Origin of the sequence: Salmonella sp. 741265050_HSA, from assembly GCF_046569445.1 — a bacterium.
GTDB lineage: Bacteria > Pseudomonadota > Gammaproteobacteria > Enterobacterales > Enterobacteriaceae > Salmonella > Salmonella enterica.
This window is the reverse complement of the sequence record NZ_JBKFSV010000004.1, coordinates 96130-116298: the sequence shown is the minus strand read 5'-3', so window position 1 is coordinate 116298 and position 20169 is coordinate 96130. Positions and strand designations below refer to the sequence as shown.

The 20169-nt window shown below is 52.3% G+C and carries 14 protein-coding genes; 4 read left to right on the top strand and 10 right to left on the bottom strand.

The window, feature by feature from the left end; translation table 11 throughout:
- Positions 1–12: 12 nt before the first annotated feature.
- Positions 13–1233 (bottom strand): peptide antibiotic transporter SbmA, encoded by a 1221-nt coding sequence (gene sbmA / locus ACLD4F_RS11420; RefSeq protein WP_000477023.1) that lies wholly within the window; start codon positions 1231–1233, stop codon positions 13–15.
- A gap of 346 nt (positions 1234–1579) precedes the next feature.
- Between sbmA and ampH the strand changes: the two genes are divergently transcribed.
- Positions 1580–2737: a D-alanyl-D-alanine-carboxypeptidase/endopeptidase AmpH gene (ampH, locus tag ACLD4F_RS11415; protein ID WP_000830777.1), complete on the top strand. Its 1158-nt coding sequence runs from the start codon at positions 1580–1582 to the stop codon at positions 2735–2737.
- A 44-nt stretch (positions 2738–2781) separates the two neighbouring features.
- Here the strand turns inward: ampH and iprA are convergent, their stop codons facing one another.
- The gene (iprA, locus tag ACLD4F_RS11410) at positions 2782–3405 is read right to left on the bottom strand and encodes a hydrogen peroxide resistance inhibitor IprA (protein ID WP_000950242.1); all 624 of its coding nucleotides are present in this window, start codon (positions 3403–3405) and stop codon (positions 2782–2784) included.
- Between the two features lie 85 nt (positions 3406–3490).
- Positions 3491–6502, bottom strand: a complete 3012-nt coding sequence (gene ehaB / locus ACLD4F_RS11405) for an autotransporter adhesin EhaB (RefSeq protein ID WP_411010848.1) — start codon at positions 6500–6502, stop codon at positions 3491–3493.
- A gap of 512 nt (positions 6503–7014) precedes the next feature.
- On the opposite strand from ehaB, the gene hemB reads away from it, so the two are divergent.
- Positions 7015–7989 (top strand): porphobilinogen synthase, encoded by a 975-nt coding sequence (gene hemB / locus ACLD4F_RS11400; RefSeq protein WP_000130728.1) that lies wholly within the window; start codon positions 7015–7017, stop codon positions 7987–7989.
- Positions 7990–8092: 103 nt separating this feature from the next.
- On the opposite strand, the gene prpE is transcribed toward hemB, so the two are convergent.
- The 4 genes from prpE to prpB form a co-directional block, all read right to left on the bottom strand.
- Positions 8093–9979, bottom strand: a complete 1887-nt coding sequence (gene prpE, locus ACLD4F_RS11395; protein ID WP_411010847.1) for a propionate--CoA ligase — start codon at positions 9977–9979, stop codon at positions 8093–8095.
- 40 nt (positions 9980–10019) lie between these two features.
- A complete protein-coding gene (locus ACLD4F_RS11390; protein ID WP_000107071.1) occupies positions 10020–11471 on the bottom strand; it encodes a bifunctional 2-methylcitrate dehydratase/aconitate hydratase in 1452 nt (483 codons plus the stop codon).
- A 39-nt stretch (positions 11472–11510) separates the two neighbouring features.
- On the bottom strand, positions 11511–12680 hold the full coding sequence (gene prpC, locus ACLD4F_RS11385; RefSeq protein WP_000132749.1) for a 2-methylcitrate synthase: 1170 nt from the start codon (positions 12678–12680) through the stop codon (positions 11511–11513).
- Between the two features lie 122 nt (positions 12681–12802).
- Positions 12803–13690, bottom strand: coding sequence for a methylisocitrate lyase (gene prpB, locus ACLD4F_RS11380; protein WP_000052223.1), 888 nt, complete (start codon positions 13688–13690; stop codon positions 12803–12805).
- A 265-nt stretch (positions 13691–13955) separates the two neighbouring features.
- Between prpB and prpR the strand changes: the two genes are divergently transcribed.
- The gene (gene prpR / locus ACLD4F_RS11375) at positions 13956–15581 is read left to right on the top strand and encodes a propionate catabolism operon regulatory protein PrpR (RefSeq protein ID WP_094913711.1); all 1626 of its coding nucleotides are present in this window, start codon (positions 13956–13958) and stop codon (positions 15579–15581) included.
- Positions 15582–15716: 135 nt separating this feature from the next.
- Here the strand turns inward: prpR and yahO are convergent, their stop codons facing one another.
- The gene (gene yahO, locus ACLD4F_RS11370) at positions 15717–15992 is read right to left on the bottom strand and encodes a DUF1471 family periplasmic protein YahO (protein ID WP_000848026.1); all 276 of its coding nucleotides are present in this window, start codon (positions 15990–15992) and stop codon (positions 15717–15719) included.
- Positions 15993–16223: 231 nt separating this feature from the next.
- Between yahO and ACLD4F_RS11365 the strand changes: the two genes are divergently transcribed.
- Positions 16224–16856 (top strand): LysE family transporter, encoded by a 633-nt coding sequence (locus tag ACLD4F_RS11365; RefSeq protein ID WP_000433131.1) that lies wholly within the window; start codon positions 16224–16226, stop codon positions 16854–16856.
- Between the two features lie 40 nt (positions 16857–16896).
- On the opposite strand, the gene foxA is transcribed toward ACLD4F_RS11365, so the two are convergent.
- Complete coding sequence (foxA, locus tag ACLD4F_RS11360; protein WP_411010846.1) at positions 16897–19005, bottom strand: ferrioxamine B receptor FoxA; 2109 nt, start codon at positions 19003–19005, stop codon at positions 16897–16899.
- A 145-nt stretch (positions 19006–19150) separates the two neighbouring features.
- The gene (gene foxR / locus ACLD4F_RS11355; protein WP_156010211.1) at positions 19151–20155 is read right to left on the bottom strand and encodes a ferrioxamine uptake transcriptional regulator FoxR; all 1005 of its coding nucleotides are present in this window, start codon (positions 20153–20155) and stop codon (positions 19151–19153) included.
- Positions 20156–20169 lie beyond the last annotated feature (14 nt).

Below are 20169 nucleotides of genomic sequence, written 5' to 3'. Positions count from 1 at the left end.
CGTTTCCTTCTGTTAGCTAAAAGAGTGGGTCACTTCCTGAACTGGCTGACCATCCAACTGGCGTTCAAAGCTACGTAAACGTTTATAAATAGACATCAGCTCCACCAGAGTCGTCCAGGAGTTAATCAAATACTGGAACGAACCGCGCACCTGACCAAACACGTTGGTGATTTGCGTCATCAGCCCCAGCGTAATCGTACCGGCAACAATGGAAGGAAACAGCAGGAACAAACCGAAAACGTTATCGACCTGCAAATAGAGAATGCGCGCGATGTTGAAATACATATAGTGAAAGTAGAGACGGAAGTAGTTATGGCGCACCGCGCTAAACAGTTCACGGACGGTTGGCGGCGTGGCGCGGCTGGCGTCATCTTCACCGTAGACCAGCTCCTTACGATAAGCGGCTTCCACTCGCTGATTTTTAAATTCCAGCCCTGGCAATTTGATCCCGACGACCGCCAGCAGGCCCGTCCCCATTAATGACCAGACTATGGCGGCAATGACCAGGCCGTAAGGGATATGTCCTACGATGGGTAAATCCGGCACATGCGCTGACAGGGTGACCAACACCGGCAGAAAGGCGATAAGCGTCATGATGGCATTGATAAAACTCACGCCCATGTTCTCCAGTGTAGAGGCAAAACGCATGGTGTCTTCCTGCACACGCTGGGCAGCCCCTTCGATATGGCGCAGGTACTGCCAGTGCGCCATATAGTGCTCATTCATTGCGGTACGCCAGCGAAATACATAGTGGCTGACAAAGAAGTTGTTCAGCACGCCGATCACCACGGCGATAAGCGCAATACCGAGAAACACCCCCACTTCATGATAAAATTGACCAAGAGTGACCTTGTGCGGCGAGCTGAGCGCCGTTTGAATCAAATCATAGAACGGCGCGTACCAGGCGTTAACCGCGACGCCAACCTCCACCAAAAACCAGGTGACAAAAATAATGAGCGAGGTGCCAAGTATCGACCAGTACTGCCAGCGGTGCGGGCTATAGATGAACCAGAACGTTGCAAATAATCCCACGCAAATCAGGTAATAAGCATAAAAAATCAGATAGTCCAGCGACCAGAAGCGCGCTGCGCTGATAGGCACTTCATCGGATGCCCCTACAAGTCGCGCCACCCAATCTCCTCCTCCCGCCTGCCAGAAAATGACGGCGATCAGCGCCCAAACAAACGCCGACATGAAAAACGGCCCTGGCTTTGGGAAAAAAGATTTAAACATCATGCTCTCCTGCTAACTTCTTCTCTTTATTACGGCTGCTGTGACGGCGGCAATAGCACGCCATGCCCACGCAAATGAAAGGGCTAAACCAGGCATTGTGACCTACGTTGTGACGCTTAGTTCGCATTTCTGCTCAACAGAATTGTTTCGACGAGTTTCATACACAGCAGGCACGCTGACGCTATCAGGTTATCACAAGCGCTCTATCACAAAAGTAAACATTCTTCATCACGAAAACCCGCCGTTACGTTTTTTCACCCACTTTTTTCTCTTTAACGTTTTGCAATGTGCCGCCGGGTAGTATAAATACGCATAACCACCGTTATTTCACTTATGGACATCACCGTTGAAACGTAGTCTGCTTTTTACTGCCATGCTGTTTGCGGCATCACTTACTTCTGTCCAGGCGGCTCAGCCGATTGCCGATCCGGTTTTTGCCTCTGATATCGTTGATCGTTATGCCGAGCATATCTTTTATGGTAGCGGCGCCACGGGCATGGCGCTGGTGGTGATCGACGGCAATCAACGCGTGTTTCGTAGTTTCGGTGACACCAGACCTGGCAATAATGTTCGTCCACAGCTTGATTCGGTCATTCGTATCGCTTCTCTCACCAAGCTAATGACCAGTGAAATGTTGGTAAAATTGCTCGATCAGGGAACGGTAAAATTAAACGATCCTCTCAGCAAATATGCGCCTCCCGGCGCACATGTCCCGACGTATCAAGGCACGCCGATTACGTTGGTCAACTTAGCGACCCACACCAGCGCGCTTCCGCGAGAACAGCCCGGCGGCGCGGCGCATCGTCCGGTATTTGTCTGGCCAACCCGCGAACAACGCTGGAACTGGCTCTCCACAGCAACGTTAAAAGTCGCGCCAGGCTCGCAGGCGGCCTATTCCAATCTGGCGTTCGACCTGTTAGCCGACGCGCTGGCGACCGCCTCCGGCAAACCTTATACGCAACTGTTTGAAGAAAAGATTACCCGCCCGCTGGGAATGAAAGACACCACGTTTACCCCTTCTCCCGATCAGTGTAAGCGTCTGATGGTGGCAGAAAAAGGCGCAAGCCCCTGTAATAATACGCTGGCTGCCATTGGCAGCGGCGGGGTCTATTCTACGCCAGGAGATATGATGCGCTGGATGCAACAGTATCTGTCGTCAGATTTCTATCACCGTAGCCAACAGGCCGATCGTATGCAAACGTTGATTTATCAGCGCACACAGTTAAAGAAAATCATTGGGATGGACGTACCGGGTAAAGCCGACGCGCTCGGTCTGGGTTGGGTCTATATGGCGCCAAAAGACGGACGTCCTGGCATTATCCAGAAAACAGGCGGCGGCGGCGGTTTTATTACCTATATGGCGATGATCCCACAATATAATATTGGCGCTTTTGTGGTCGTAACCCGTTCCCCCCTCACTCGTTTTACCAATATGAGCGACGGGATTAACGATTTGGTTACTGAGCTAAGCGGCAATAAACCGATTGCTATTCCTGCATCCTGAGTCGTCGCGCCTCGCGCTATATCAGACGAGGCGCAACATTTTTGTTAATATTCGGAGGGCAAACGGTTAATACTGATCAGTTTGCCTTTATTCATTTCAATGTAATTACCCTTACGCAGGGCCGCGAGAACTTCCGCCACCACCGATCGCGATACGCGCGTTCGTTGATGAATATAATTCATAACACCAATACGTGAGCGAAGTTCTTCATCCCACTCAATCATTGTCATTAACGTCGCACGAATTTGGTCGTAAGAATTATTACCAATGAGCTGCTTGTCACGAAGTTCCAGTACCTGACTTTTCCATACTATCCAACAGAAGGCTTCACGCCACAGTTGGTTCTGCTCAATGATGGCGAGAGTTTGTGATGATGAGAGGCGATAACCGATGCAACCGCTCTCCGCAATTAATTTATATTGTGCCTCTTTTTTCGCCACACCATCGGCTAAACCGAAAATAAAGGGGGCCTGCACAATACCAATAAGAACTTTATCACCGCGAACTAACGAAACAACCCCCTCTAAAATAACAAAGGTATGGGTATTACTTTCATCAGGTGAACAGATAATCTCTTTATCATTAACAAACTCGAAACGCGTACCATGCTTAGAAAGGCATTTATCGAGTCTGTAGAATTCCTGTAGTGGCTTGCTTAAAGATAACATATGCATTCCTTGCAATAATGCCCGTCAAGTCCTTGACGGGCATTTTTCAGTTTAAATTACCTTTATTTCTCCTGAGAGAAAATGATTACCAGGTATATTTAACACCAACGTTTGCAGACCAGTCTTGATCAACATCACCGCCGCCGAGGTAGTTAGCATCGGTGTAGGCGCTGAAGTTCTTCGTGAAGCTGAACTGAGTACCCAGACCAACACGTACCGCAGAACCTTCTACGCCGTTGTCGATAGAGTCGCCGTTTACGTCAGCATCGTTGTTGGAGTCGTCGTAAACGTAAGCCAGTTTGAAGTACGGGGTCAACGCCTGATCTTCGCTGTAAGTGAAGGTATAACCTGCATCTACACCGAGTTCATAACGCATGCTGTCGTAAGACTGACCGTCAACTTTCATGTCGTTGCTCAGCTGGTAGTCGTCGCCGGACTGGAACAGACCAGACACGCTGCCGTACGGAGTCAGGTAGCCTGCATCACCCAGTTTCCAGTCGTAGCCCAGTTTCAGACCGAAGCCCCAGGCGTCAGAAGAGGTGTTGCCGTCAACGTAAGTACCGTCGCTCATGTTAGCAGACAAATCGTTGTTGAAGTGAGAGTAGCTCAAGTTACCGTCAACAAAGATGTTGTTTGCGAAGCGAGCGGAAGAGTAGATGTAGGCAGACTGGCTGTCCTGATCCACCTGACCGGTACGATCGCTCATATCACCTTTCGCGAAGCCTGCTGCCGCACCAACGATCCACTTAGCGTTGTTACCGTCAACTTTGGTATCAACACCGACCATGATGCCATTAACATCCTGATCGTAGTTAATGGTACCGTTGTCGCCGTTGAAGTTACCGCCGAAGTAGCTTACCCATGCGCCGCCGTTATCCGCCAGGCCATGACGAGCGTTGGTCAGACGAGTACCAACGGTGTCTTGTTCCAGGTTCCAGATATTGGTGTTCGCAGAAGGAATGCTCAGCGCCATGTTAGCGTAGTCGGTCAGTTCCATCTGTTCCAGCACGACAGTGTTGCCTTCCTGCTTAGCCTGATAGGTGTAAGCACCCAGGTCAGCTTTGTTTGCTGCAGAGAAGGTAGCGGTGCTGTTCTTATCGTTAACATAGATCAGCTCATTACCTTTATAATCCGCAACAGAACCCGTGCCTGTAGCATTGTCGATACGTACTTTATAGTTACCGGTTGCAGCTGCAACATTGTCACCAACGTTATCAACTTCATCCTGACCTGCTTCCGTCTGGTCGGTATCGTAAGTATCGCCGTTACCGTTAATGGTCAAATGACCATCAGAGTTCATCGCAATCACGCCATAACCGTAGTTAGACTTAGTCGTGTCGTTAGTACGATCGTTAGTCAGGTCAGCATCCAGTACGAAACGGTTACTTTCGATGTTGAAAACACCTGCGTTCACATAACCGTTAGCATCGGTGTAGCTGGTCAGGTTCAGAGTATCAACCTGCAGCGCATTAGAAGCGCTATTACCAACATCCAGTACACCATTATTGGTTACGTTGATAGTGTTTGCGTACAGGGCAGCATCATTTACGCTCCAGCCAGCAGAAACATCATCAGCAATCGTAACGGTACTGTTATCGATAGACAGGGTATCAGTTGCAACATGACCATCTTCATTGATGTTCAGAGCAGAACCACCAGTCAGGCCGATAGTGTCAGAAACCAGAGTAGAATCAGCAACATTGACAACAGAACCACTATTGATACTCAGCGTATCAATCAGAGAAGTTTTAGTAGTGTCCCACTGTGATCCGGTATTCAGGGTCACGTTAAACAGGCCGCTCTGATAAACTTCGTTACCAACGATATGGTTATACTCACTGTAGTCAGTATAAATGTTATCAACACCTACAGTTGATAATGGCCACAGACTATTAGCTGCGATATCGATCAGAGTTGCAGTTGCCTCGGTACCTACAGCATAAGAATCGTAAACTCCATCCGGAGATGTGGCATCAAGAATACCGTCGCCGTTAGTATCTACAGTATATTCAAAAACACCGTCTCCATCGGCATCAGTACCAGTGTCTGTCATATGTACAGACATTGCTGCACCAACCCATTTGCTACCATTATTCAGGGTAACATCCATACGGTCAGTGCCATCCCAACCGTTCGTGTCGCGGTCAGCATCAGTATCACGATAGCTATCCGCTCCATTCGGGAAGAAGTTCTCATCGAAATTGCTGGAGAATACAACATCGCCCATCAGCGTGGAGTTGCTGAGGTTGACCGTCGTCTGCATTGCATTATCAGCATATGGGTTTGCAATTGCCGCAATCGCAATGTCATCAGCAGTATAAGAACCGCTGTAATCGCTAGCGTTATTAGTATTACCAAACCAGCCGGAAGTACCTTCATCAGACCATGAACCAGAGGTTACGGTAGAATCAGCAACATTGATTGTGTTATTAAATACTTCACCGCTGTTTACACCAGTGCTAACGGTGTTATCGTCGATATCTTCCCATTCGTAGCCCTGAGTCAGGGTAATACCAGCAACATGAGAATTATTTACAATAGACAGATCAACTTCCTGATCCAGTGTAATCGCGGTACCCATGTCATAAACATCAACAACATGCGTATCCGCAGTACCATCGGTATAGGTACCGTTATAGGTATAATGCTCGTAGTTGTCATCAATGGTAGAATTATCAACGGTCAGCGCCAGGCGATCATATACATACCCGGTGTCACGATTTACGCAATCGGTAGTCATACACTCGGAGGTAATCATACCGTGAATAGTACTGTTTTTAATTGTCAGGCTATTCGCATTAGTATTGGTAGTAACGCCATCATCCAGATAGTAGGTAGAAATAACGCCATTAACTCGCGCGTTATTGATTACAGGATAAATGTCACCGTTATAGTAACTATCAGTTGCGTAGTTGTTCCAACCTACATAGCCATCATAATAAACGCCATCAGCGTAGGTCGCATCGTTGTAGTGATGAAACGTATTGTAAGTGGTACCAGAAATATCATTAGTAGTAGCATTCGCCTGAGAAGTGATTGCCAGAGTGCAAGCCAATGCTAATTGTGAGACTACAAGTTTCTTTTTCCAGGAGTGCATTTGTCATCCCTCCTCAGGGACGTAATATAGTTGATCCATCAATTATCAATGCATAAAAACATATAGATGTTTAGCAAGGAGGATTATGCGGCGTCATTGCTAAAAGGTTCAATTATTCTTTATCCCCAGTCCGGATTCGGACATGAATTAAAAAGACGTAATAAAAGTAAAATGGATAATTAAAAATCATTCTTTTTCATGAGGTTACAAGAAAATAAAAAAATAAAATACATATGAGATAAATATGGATTAAAGAAAAATAAAATAAATATGAATAATGTTAAAACCCACATTTACTTAAATAACGATGAAATAAAACTAAAAACAACGTAAAACTAATTCTTATTTTAAATGATATAGTGCCTGAGATATTAATCTCCGGTATATAAAAGAAGCGCCATGTTCTGCCGCCGCCGGGGCTGCGCCTGCTACGTTAAGGACCGTTTTCGTAAAACATCTGCCTGCAGATTCAGGTATACTGGGCCTTCGATTCCACAAACATCAGGCAGACCATGACAGACCTTATCCATCGCCCTCGCCGCCTGCGCAAATCCGCTGCGCTGCGCGCTATGTTTGAAGAGACAACACTTAGCCTGAACGACCTGGTGTTGCCGATCTTTGTTGAAGAAGAACTCGACGATTACAAAGCTATTGATGCCATGCCCGGCGTAATGCGTATCCCGGAAAAGCAGCTGGCGCGAGAGATTGAACGTATCGCAAATGCTGGTATTCGTTCCGTTATGACCTTCGGCATTTCCCACCATACTGATGACACCGGCAGCGATACCTGGAAAGAAGACGGCCTGGTGGCAAGAATGTCCCGCATCTGTAAGCAAACCGTGCCGGAGATGATCGTCATGTCCGACACCTGCTTCTGCGAATACACCTCGCACGGCCACTGCGGCGTGTTGTGCGAACACGGTGTGGATAACGATGCGACGCTGGCCAACCTCGGCAAGCAGGCCGTTGTCGCGGCGGCGGCTGGAGCAGATTTTATTGCGCCCTCCGCAGCTATGGATGGACAAGTCCAGGCTATCCGCCAGGCGCTGGATGCCGCCGGTTTTACCGATACGGCAATAATGTCCTACTCCACCAAGTTCGCCTCTTCTTTCTACGGCCCCTTCCGTGAAGCAGCGGGTACCGCGTTAAAAGGCGACCGCAAGACGTATCAAATGAATCCGATGAACCGCCGTGAAGCGATTCGCGAATCACTGCTCGACGAAGCCCAGGGCGCGGATTGCTTAATGGTGAAACCGGCCGGCGCGTATCTGGACGTGCTGCGTGAAATCCGCGAACGCACAGAGTTGCCGCTTGGCGCTTACCAGGTGAGCGGTGAATACGCCATGATTAAATTTGCTGCTATGGCTGGCGCCATCGATGAAGAAAAGGTCGTGCTGGAAAGTCTGGGCTCGATTAAACGCGCCGGCGCCGATTTGATTTTCAGCTACTTCGCGCTGGATCTGGCTGAGAAAAATATTCTGCGTTAATTCTGTTACCGGGCGGCGCGCTGCCGCCCTTTCCCGACGTTACCCCCCACTATTCAGTCGCTGAGTCTAACCCGTTGCCGGACGCGGCTTATCCGGCTTACGGCTATTCCTCGATCGCCTGGCGAATTTGCTGCAACGACGCGGGATCGTCAATGGTTGTCAGATCACCCGGATCGCGGCCTTCACAGATCGCCTGGATCGTGCGGCGAAGCATCTTTCCGGAACGCGTTTTGGGGAGCTGCGAAACAAACCAGACATGCGCCGGACGACCAAAGTGACCGATCTGGTTGTCCACCAGCGCCATAATCGCTTTTTCCTCGTCGCACGCCGCCTCGCGATCCGCCAGCGTATCGCTCTGCTTCGGAATGACAAACGCCACCGCCACCTGCCCTTTCAGAGCGTCTTTTATCCCCACCACCGCCACTTCCGCTACGTTCGGGTAGCTGGAGATACTTTCTTCTATTTCTCGCGTCCCCAGCCGATGACCCGCAATATTAATCACATCATCGGTACGGCCCAGAATAAAGTAATACCCCTCGGCGTCGCGGATTCCCCAGTCGAAAGTGGCATAAACCTGACGGTTAAACAGCGACCAGTAAGTCTTCACAAAACGCGCATCGTCGCCCCAAATAGTCTGAATACAGCCTGGCGGCAGCGGCCCTTCGATCACCAGCATCCCCTTTTCATTTATGCCGCAGGGCTCGCCGGTGACTTCATTGAGTAGCTGGACGTTATAACCGTACATCGGCACCCCGGGACTTCCCAGACGCGACGGCCTGTCGTCCAGCGCGCGGGCTAGCGCCATGATCGGCCAGCCGGACTCCGTCTGCCAATAATTGTCGATAACCGGCACACCCAGCGTCTCCGTCACCCAACTGGCCGTCGGCTCGTCCAGCGGCTCACCGGCCAGATAAAGCGCCTCCAGCGAGGAGAGATCGTGATTGCGGATTTGCGCCGTCGGGAATTTTTTCAGCACGCGAATCGCGGTCGGGGCGGAAAACATCTGGTTAACCTGGTATTTCTCGACAATTTTCCACCAGACCCCGCAGTCCGGGTACGTCGGCAGTCCTTCGTAAACAATAGTCGCCATGCCTGCCAGCAACGGCGCGTAAACGATATAGGAGTGGCCGACGACCCAGCCGATATCCGATGCGCAAAAGAATACGCCGCCCGCCTTGCCGCCAAAAATGGTGTCCATCGAGGTTGCCAGCGCCACCGCATAACCGCCGACGTCGCGCTGGACGCCTTTCGGTTTGCCGGTAGTGCCGGAGGTGTAAAGAATGCACGAGGTTTCATTGGATTCCAGCCACGCCACCGGCACGCTCGCGCCGAGATGCTGCTGGCGCAACGTGGCAAAATCCAGATCGCGCCCATCCACCCACGCCATTTTCGCCAGCCCTCTGTCCACCAGCAGAACGTGTTTCGGCTGATGCTGCGCCTGCGCAATAGCGTCATCAAGCAGCTTTTTATACGGCAGGATTTTACCGCCCCGCGCTCCGGCATCCGCCGACACAATCAGCGCCGGTCTGGCATCGTCAATGCGCGCCGCCACGCTGTGCGAGGCAAAACCGCCAAAGACCACCGAATGGATCGCGCCAATGCGCGCGCAGGCCAGCAGGGTTATCTGCGCTTCGGCAATCATCGGCATATAGACCAATACGCGATCGCCACGCTGCACGCCCAGCGACAGCAACATGGCGGCCACAGCGTTGACTTCATCATGCAACTGGCTGAAGGTAAATGTGCGCTCTTCATCGGTCTCTGATGAGACGGCAATCAGCGCCAGCGCCTCCGGCTGTTTATCCCGCCAGCGGTCGACGGCGTTATGACATAAGTTAGTGGTGCCGCCGCAAAACCAGCGGGCAAACGGTGGGCGGCTATGATCCAGCGTCTGCGTAAACGGCTGTCGCCAGTCGATACGCCGGGCCTGCTCGGCCCAGAACGCCTCCGGTTCGTTAATGGAACGCTGATAAAATTCGCTAAAAGACATCACGCTCTCCTGTTGAACTTACGCCTTATTGCTGGCTGGCTCAGATGACATATAAATCGAGGTATTCGTTAACCGGCATCTGCTCCAGGCGGGCTCTGTCCAGGGAGACATCCAGAATGCGTTGCTGCTGGCGAGTCGGGAACTGACGCGCCAGGTTAATTTTAAATTTTTCGATAAGCTTCGGAATACCGTCGGCGCGGCGACGCGCATGACCAATCGGATACTCCACGACAACCTCGCCAAAGCGTGAGCCATCAGTAAACTCCACGGTGATCGCATTGCCGATAGCTCGTTTTTCCGGGTCGTGATAGTCGGCGGTAAAAGCCGGGTCCTCATAACACACGATTTTCTCGCGCAGGGCGTCAATACGCTTGTCCTGCGCCACCTCGTCTTCATAATCCGCCGCGGTTAACCGCCCGAACAGCAACGGCACGGCGACCATATACTGGATACAGTGATCGCGGTCCGCCGGGTTATTGAGCGGGCCTTTTTTATCGATAATGCGAAGACAGGCTTCGTGGGTGCGGATGGTCACTTTCTCGATATCCGCTGCCGTTTTACCCGCGGCCTGCATCTGCTCATACAGCGTCATCGCCGCTTCGACGGCGGTTTGCGAGTGGAATTCTGCCGGGAAAGAAATTTTGAATAGCACGTTTTCCATCACGTAGGAGCCATAAGGACGCTGGAAACGGAACGTTTCACCTTTGAATGAAACGTCGTAGAAGCCCCAGGTTTTGGCGGTGAGCGCCGAGGGATAGCCCATCTCGCCGGTTTTCGCCATCAGCGCCAGACGTACCGCGCGCGAAGTCGCATCGCCCGCCGCCCAGGATTTGCGCGTACCGGTATTCGGCGCATGACGATAGGTACGCAGCGACTGGCCATCCACCCACGCCAGCGATACCGCGTTGAGGATCTCATCGCGCGTCAGCCCCAGCATTTCAGCGACCACCGCGGTCGAGGCCACTTTGACCAGCAGCACATGATCAAGCCCGACACGGTTGAAGGCGTTTTCCAGCGCGATGCAGCCCTGAATTTCATGGGCTTTGATCATCCCGCTCAATACCTGTTTCATGGTCAGCGGCGCTTTGCCGGCGGCGACGGCGTTGCGTGACAGCCAGTCAGCCGTCGCCAGAATACCGCCGAGGTTGTCGGAAGGATGGCCCCACTCGGCGGCAAGCCAGGTATCGTTAAAATCGAGCCAGCGGATCATCGCGCCAATGTTAAAGGCTGCCTGTACCGGATCGAGCTGGAACTGGGTGCCCGGCACGCGTGCGCCGTTGGGCACCACCGTGCCTGGCACGATCGGCCCAAGCAATTTTTTACAGGCCGGGTATTCCAGCGCTTCCAGACCACAGCCGAGCGTGTCGAGCAGGCAATAATGCGCGGTGTCGTACGCCACCTTTGAGGTGATCTCGTAATTCATAACGTAATCCACGATATCGACGATTTCGCGGTCAAAGTCTGGGCGGATGTTCAGTTCTTGGGTAGACATAGGGTACGTTTCCTGCGTTTTATTTTTAATAAGAGTGAGTTAGCAACGATCGTCTATCGAGACAAACGGACGATCTTCCGGCCCGGTATAGTTGGCAGAGGGACGAATAATTTTGTTGTCCTGACGCTGTTCAATAATGTGCGCCGCCCAGCCGGTAACGCGGGCGATGACAAACAGCGGGGTGAACATTTCGGTAGGGACGCCCATCATGTTGTAAGAGACCGCCGAAAACCAGTCGAGATTCGGGAACATCTTTTTGGTCTCCCACATCACCGTTTCCAGACGGTCGGCGATGTGGTACATCTTCAGCGAGCCGCCTTCTTCTGAAAGCTGTTTCGCCACCCGTTTAATCACCTGATGGCGCGGGTCGGCGATGGTGTAAACCGGATGTCCAAAGCCAATCACCACCTCTTTGTTTTCCACGCGTTTACGGATATCCGCCTCTGCCTCGTCCGGTGTTTCATAACGCTGTTGAATTTCCAGCGACACCTCATTCGCTCCGCCGTGTTTCGGGCCGCGCAGCGCGCCAATCGCGCCGATAATCGCGGAGTAGACATCCGAACCGGTTCCGGCAATCACCCGGCTGGTAAACGTCGAGGCGTTGAACTCATGCTCGGCGTACAGCACCAGCGAAATATGCATCGCCTTTTCCCAGCTTTGGGTTGGCTTTTCACCGTGCAGCAGATGCAGGAAATGGCCGCCGATGGAATCATCGTCGGTTTCCGGCTGAATACGTTCGCCGTTGTGGCTGTAGTGATACCAGTAAAGAAGGATAGAGCTGAGCGAGGCCAACAGCTTATCGGCAATATCGCGCGCGCCGGAGACGGTATGTCCCTCTTTTTCCGGCAGGGTGCAGCCCAGCGCGGAAACGCCGGTACGCATCACGTCCATCGGGTGCGAGGCCGCCGGTAACGCTTCCAGAACGGTACGGACATTGGCGGGTAATCCGCGCAGCGCTTTTAACTTGCTTTTATACGCGTTCAGCTCGTCGCGGGTCGGTAATTTTCCGTGGATCAGTAAATGCGCGACTTCTTCAAATTCGCAGTGCTCCGCCAGATCGAGAATGTCGTAACCGCGATAGTGCAGATCGTTACCGCTTTTTCCCACGGTACACAGAGCGGTATTTCCGGCAGGTACGCCGGAAAGCGCGACCGATTTTTTAGGCTTAATGACATGCGTGTTGTTTTGCAGGATCGTCGTGTCTGTCATATTGTCCTCGTCATTATTGTAATGTGTAGGGTATTGAGGCGTGTAGGCCGTACCGTAGGCGGGTTAAACGTAGTGCCATCCGGCATTGCCTGATGGCGGCTTCGCCTTATCAGGCCTACAGGCTACGATTTTTTATTCCTGTACAGCGCGTCCAGCTTCTCTTCGAACTGGTAGTAATTGATGCTTTCGTACAGCTCGTTGCGGGTCTGCATGATGTCGATCACGTTCTTTTGCGTCCCTTCCTGGCGCAGCACGGTATAGACTTTTTCTGCGGCGCGGTTCATGGCGCGAAACGCCGACAGCGGATAGAGCGCCATCGCCACGTTTGCGCTACGCAACTCGTCGGTCGTAAACAGCGGCGTCGCGCCAAACTCAGTGATGTTGGCGAGGATCGGCACCTGCGCCACGTCGGCGAACTGGCGGTACATCGACAGTTCGGTGATCGCCTCCGGGAACAGCATGTCTGCCCCCGCGTCCACGTAAGCCTGCGCGCGATCGAGAGCCGCCTCCAGTCCTTCCACCGCCAGCGCATCGGTACGCGCCATGATCACAAAGTTCGGATCGGTGCGCGCATCCACTGCCGCCCGAATTCTGTCTACCATCTCCTCTTTCGAGACGATCGCTTTGTTTGGACGGTGTCCACAGCGCTTAGCGCCAACCTGGTCTTCAATATGCAGCGCGGCGGCGCCCGCTTTGGCTATGGACTTTACCGTCCGCGCGACATTAAAGGCGGAGGAGCCAAAGCCAATATCCGCATCCACCAACAGCGGCAGCGGGCAAACATCCGTGATGCGACGGATATCGGTTAACACATCATCCAGCGTCGAAATCCCCAGGTCCGGCAGTCCGAGCGAGCCCGCCGCTACGCCGCCGCCAGAAAGATAGATAGCCTGATACCCGGCCCGTTGGGCCAACAGAGCATGGTTAGCATTGATCGCGCCGACAATTTGTAATGGATTCTCTTTAGCGAGCGCGGCGCGAAATGCCTGCCCCGGCGAATGTAAAGACATATCTCGTCCTCATGTTAGTAAATTGTTACTCAGAATGTATTCACCAAAGCAAAGGCTATGCCAGGCAAAGAGGTTGCGAGAAAATTAAATACAATGAGATTTAAAAACAGGTGATTACAGTCATTCCTGTTATGAATAAGCGCGATTAAGGGAAAAGAAAAACGTGTCAGCTAACGTTTCATGAAACGAATCGCCCTGTTTCATTGCAACATTTATGAAACACGTTTAAAACAAAAAATCGCCCCTTAAAGATGAACCTACTGCGATGACGACTGCCCACAGCGCTCCGCGCGATAATAGCGATAAACCGGTGATCTGGACGGTCTCCGTAACGCGTCTGTTCGAACTGTTTCGGGATATCAGCCTGGAATTCGATCATCTGGCGACCATCACGCCTATTCAACTCGGCTTTGAAAAGGCGGTGACCTACATTCGCAAAAAACTGGCGACCGAGCGCTGCGACGCGATTATCGCGGCGGGTTCGAACGGAGCCTATTTAAAAAGTCGCCTGTCAATACCGGTGATCCTCATCAAGCCCAGCGGATTCGATGTATTACAGGCGCTGGCGAAAGCGGGAAAGCTCACCTCGTCTATCGGTATCGTGACCTATCAGGAGACCATTCCGGCTTTACTTGCCTTTCAGAAAACGTTTCACCTCCGTCTTGAACAGCGAAGCTATGTCACCGAAGAGGACGCGCGCGGGCAAATTAACGAACTTAAGGCCAACGGTATTGAGGCCGTCGTCGGCGCGGGATTAATTACCGATCTGGCGGAAGAAGCGGGAATGACCGCCATCTTTATTTATTCCGCGGCGACCGTTCGTCAGGCTTTTCATGATGCGCTGGATATGACCCGTCTGACACGGCGCCAGCGCGTGGATTACCCATCCGGCAAGGGATTACAAACCCGGTATGAACTGGGCGATATACGCGGCCAGTCGCCGCAAATGGAGCAGCTCCGCCAGACGATTACGCTCTATGCTCGCTCCCGTGCGGCAGTGCTGATTCAGGGGGAAACAGGGACCGGAAAAGAGCTGGCGGCGCAGGCGATTCACCAGACGTTTTTTCACCGCCAGCCTCACCGTCAGAATAAGCCATCCCCTCCCTTTGTCGCCGTCAATTGCGGCGCGATTACCGAGTCGTTGCTGGAAGCGGAACTGTTTGGTTATGAAGAGGGCGCGTTTACCGGTTCACGACGAGGAGGCCGGGCGGGGCTGTTTGAAATCGCACACGGCGGCACGCTGTTTCTGGATGAAATCGGCGAAATGCCCTTGCCGTTACAAACCCGACTTTTGCGCGTACTGGAGGAAAAAGCCGTCACTCGCGTCGGCGGACACCAGCCGATCCCGGTGGATGTCCGGGTGATCAGCGCTACGCATTGCGATCTGGATCGGGAGATAATGCAAGGACGTTTTCGCCCCGATCTCTTTTACCGCCTGAGTATTCTGCGTCTGACGCTTCCTCCTTTGCGCGAGCGGCAGGCTGATATTTTGCCGCTGGCGGAAAGCTTTTTAAAACAGTCGCTGGCGGCGATGGAAATTCCGTTTACCGAATCGATACGTCATGGATTGACACAGTGTCAGCCGCTTTTGCTGGCCTGGCGCTGGCCCGGTAATATTCGCGAACTGCGTAATATGATGGAGCGCCTGGCGCTTTTTTTAAGCGTCGATCCCGCGCCAACGCTGGACAGGCAATTTATGCGGCAGTTATTACCTGAGCTTATGGTGAACACAGCAGAGCTGACGCCTTCAACCGTGGATGCGCACGCGTTACAGGATGTACTGGCGCGCTTTAAGGGCGATAAGACTGCGGCGGCGCGTTATCTGGGGATTAGCCGCACCACTCTGTGGCGTCGTTTAAAAGCAGGAGCCAAAGACCAGTCGGGTAATTAAGACAAATGACAGCGTCCTGAATGCCTGATGGCGCTACGTTTACTGCAGGCCGTCATCCGGCAAAACGGATGCCGGTTGCCAGGAATAAATATACCCGCCGGAAACCCAGGCGGGTATTTTTATGATGCAACGCTTTTATTTCTTTTTATAAATATCAGCCGTACCATGAATTTTATTTTCTGTCTGCCCGGACGTCAGCACCACCACATCCGCCCCTTTTTCATCCGCCTTTTTGATTAAATCTTCTCTGGCGTCCAGCGGCGACATTTCCCCGGTGGTGGAAATCGTGCCAATTTTCGTGTATTCGGAGGCGACTTTATCAAAGTCCGTTTTTTTCATGATTTCTGCGGCATAAACGTTTGTCACAACAAACGCTAATGCGCCAAGCATAACCTTGTAGCCAGTTTTCATAGCAAAACCCTCGTTTTATTATTACGCCATCATCGCTTTATCAGAACAAAAAGGCCGTTCGGACTGATTAAATAAGTAGTGTAGATTGCTGGAAAAATCCAGTCAGCCCCCGTTCTGTCGGCGTAACAACGCGGATTAAAACGCCCCTGCTTTGTGATCTCACTCGCAATCATCTGGTTTGACTATTAATAAGATGAACGTTATTTCTTGAGGCTAAGAGAAGAGTTGCCTATGGAGCCGTTTCATGCCGTTGTGCTTACCGTCAGTCTGTTTGTGTTAACCTTTTTTAATCCCGGCGCGAATCTGTTTGTGGTGGTGCAAACCAGCCTCGCATCAGGACGCCGGGCGGGAGTCATCACCGGCCTGGGCGTCGCCACGGGAGACGCCTTTTATTCCGGGCTAGGGCTTTTCGGTCTGGCGACGCTCATTACGCAATGCGAAGCGGTATTTTCTCTTATCAAAATTGTCGGCGGCGCCTATTTATTATGGTTCGCCTGGAACAGTATTCGCCACCAGGCGACGCCGCAAATGAGCACGCTCCAGACGCCGATTGCCGCCCCGTGGACAATTTTCTTTCGCCGGGGATTAATGACCGATTTATCCAATCCGCAAACCGTACTGTTTTTTATCAGTATTTTTTCCGTAACGCTTAGCGCAGAAACGCCCACATGGGCAAGGTTAATGGCCTGGGCCGGAATTGTGCTGTCATCCGTTATCTGGCGTATTTTTCTCAGCCAGGCCTTTTCGCTCCCCGCAGTCCGCCGCGCTTATGGGCGAATACAGCGCATTGCCAGCCGTGTTATCGGCGCCATTATCGGGATGTTTGCGCTCAGACTTCTCTATGAAGGCGTGACGCACCGCTAATGTTTGCCCGGTAGCCTTTGCTACCGGACGATAAGCGTTATCAAAACGCCCATGAAACGCTGCCTACAATGCTACGCTCGGCACCAAAATAACAATAAGAGAGCGAATTACAGGCAGCGACATAGCGTTTGTCCGTCAGGTTATTTACGTTGAGCTGGGCGCTCAAGCCATTTAACCCAATGCTGGATAAATCATACCCTACCACCATATCGACCAATGTATAGGACGGCAACGTGTGGGTATTCAGGCGATCGCTGGTCACGCCGTTGACGTACCGGATGCCGGAGCCCAAAGTCAGCCCCTCTAACAGACCGCTTTTCACATCGTAGCTTAGCCAGGCGCTGGCCTGGTTCCGTGGAGCATAAACCGCGCGCTTACCCTGCTCTTGCGGGCTACTTTTCTTATAACGGATATCAGTATAGGTATACGCCGCCTGCAAACGGACGCTATCCGACAAATGGCTAATGGCCTCCAGTTCCACCCCTTTAGACTCAATTTCACCAATCGAGCGGTACGGATCGGTAGGTTCTTCTTTGGTCGCGATATTGGTCTGGTTAATACGATACACGGCGGCGCTAAACTGGCTATTCCCCCCCAGCGGTTCGTATTTTACCCCCGCCTCCCACTGCTTGCCTTTCATCGGTTCCAGCACATTGCCGTTTTCGTCGGCGAAGCTGGTCGGCGTAAACGCGGTAGAATAACTGAGATAGGGGGCGACGCCATTGTCGAACAGATAAAGCAACGCGGCACGGGTACTGACGTTGTTTTTATCGAGATCGCTGCGTGAATCATGAAGTTTGTCGATGTTAGACACGCTGACCCGATCGTAACGACCACCCAACATAAAACGCCAGCGATCCCATGACATCTGATCCTGTAAATAGTATCCGGTCTGCCGCAGCTTATGTTTTTCACGGCTATACAACGTAATGTAATCCGGCTGAGCGCCATAAACAGGGTTGAAAGCGTCAATCGGCGGAAACGCACCATAATAGCCAGTAGTATGATTACTGCGATCCTGATAATCGATCCCCACCAGCAGACGATGATTAATCGCCCCGGTATCCACGCTGCCGTCGAGCTGATTATCCAGCGCGATAGCCGACATTTTCTCCCCGGAGCCGGAATAGCCGCGATTCAGCGCCGTTTCATTCAACCAACCTGCGGCATAGACCTGATTCAACGTCACTTTGGTATGCAAATAGCGCAATTTTTGCCGTACCGACCAGCCGTTATCGAACAGATGCTCAATGTTATAACCCACCATATTTTCACGGCGATCGTATTTGTCGTAGTCATCTTCACCTTCAAAGAAAGTGTTAGAAATTTTTCCGCCGTTATAAGGTACAACCGTGCCTTGATAAGGCAGTCCGGAGTGGCTACCGCCTTGCGGATCACGGTGCAGATAGGCCATAAGATCAAGGCGCGTCCGATCGGTAATTCGCCAGGTCAGGCTCGGCATCAGCGCATAGCGTTCCTCTTTCAAGGGGGTAAACTGCGAATCGGCGTAACGTGTCATGCCGCTAAGACGCGCCGCCACACGTTCATTGTCATCCAGTGGGCCGGTCACATCAAAAGCCGCCCCGCGCTGGTTGTGATTGCCGGCAAACAGCTTCACCTCTCCCCCGGCATCAAACGCCGGTTTTCGCGACGTCAGCGCGACAATGCCGCCTGGCGATGAACGTCCATACAGAACGGACGCCGGGCCGCGTACCACCTCGATATCTTCCAGAAACCAGGGGTCAACCACCAACGAACTGTGCGAATTGGTGTCGCCCATCATTTTTAACCCGTCGAGATAGACGTTATCCAGACTACCGTCCGAAAAACCACGCAATACGATGTAATCAAAGCGGTTAGAGGCGCCTATCTGATTACTGTATACGCCTGGGGTGTAGCTGACCGCCTGACGCACGCTGGTTGCGCCCTGCTCTTCAAACTGCTGGCGGGTAATAATGGATACCGACTGCGGCGTTTCAATATCTGGCGTCGCCAGCTTGGTCGCGCCACTCTGAACGGGCGAGGTGACAATGACGGTATCATTTTTTGTGGTTTCCTGGGCAGAAAGAGGAAAAGTCGCGCCGCCGATAGCTCCGCCTATCAATAGCGCCATACGCGTTGTCGCAAACATGAACATCTCCAAAGGCATCTTTATTGTAAATAAGAATTATTACCTTTTAGAGATAACGGACCACTATGCGTAACGCCAGATTGCCTATGCGCAATGATAAAAAATCCCCCAAAGCGGCAGAAAACCGGGTTAGCGGCGGATATTACCGCTCTGGCGGAGCGCGTTACGCACAGTGTCGGGACGCCGTCAGAGACGCGTCACGCAGCTCGCCGGGCGAGCAGCCATAACGCCGACGAAATGCCGTCGCAAAGTTTGTGGCATGTTGATAGCCTGACATCCAGGCGGCCTGCTGCACGCTGTATCCCTCCATCAGATAACGACGCGCGCGCGCCAGGCGGCAATCGCGCAGATAATCAAACACGGTACACCCATAGGTATGGCGAAACTTGCACCGCAGACTACTTGGACTCATTGCCGCCCGACGCGCCAGTTCGTTCAGCGTGTAGGCTTTTTCCGGCGTCTGCTCCAGTAAACGCCGAATGAGCTCCAGCCGCTGATATTCACCGGTGACGGGAAGCCCGCGTTTTTGCGTTGCGGGCTGACATAGATTTAGCGCATAGCCCAGCAATTGCAGCATGATGCCTTCCAGCATTAACTGGCGTGACGCCGCATGAGGTCCGGGCTGCTGCGCATAACGTAGCCCTGAAAGCAGAAACTCCGGCACCTGCCAGACCCTCGCCGAGGCCGCGCTACGTTCCCACTCGTCTGCCAGCGAGACAGGCAAACGCTCCCGCCACCCGCCGTCCGGGTACATTCCCAGCGACAAGGTGCGCAATTTACTGTCTGCGCCGTGATGGGCGCGTATCGTCTGCTGCTCACTCAGTTGCGAGCAAAACGCCATCCCCGCGCTCAACAAAAAGGTCTGCTCATTGACAGCCAGCGCGACGTTACCTTCCAGCACCACCAGCATATACAGCGGACTGCTATGGCGAGAGGTGGTTTCATAAGGTTGTAACACGTGAACATCCGAGCGTGTAATGCAAATCCCGCCGGGAAGCGCTATCTCTTCGATATCGCCATGAAGTACGGGACTACTCTGCGTATACTGCGGTAACGCAGGGAAGCGGTAATCAATGCCATAACGCTCGCCAAACGCGATGAAGTCGCTGACGGAAAAGATCTTTTTCATCGCCGGGGCGACGGAAGAGTGACAGGAGATCGGAGACATTATCAATACCGTTT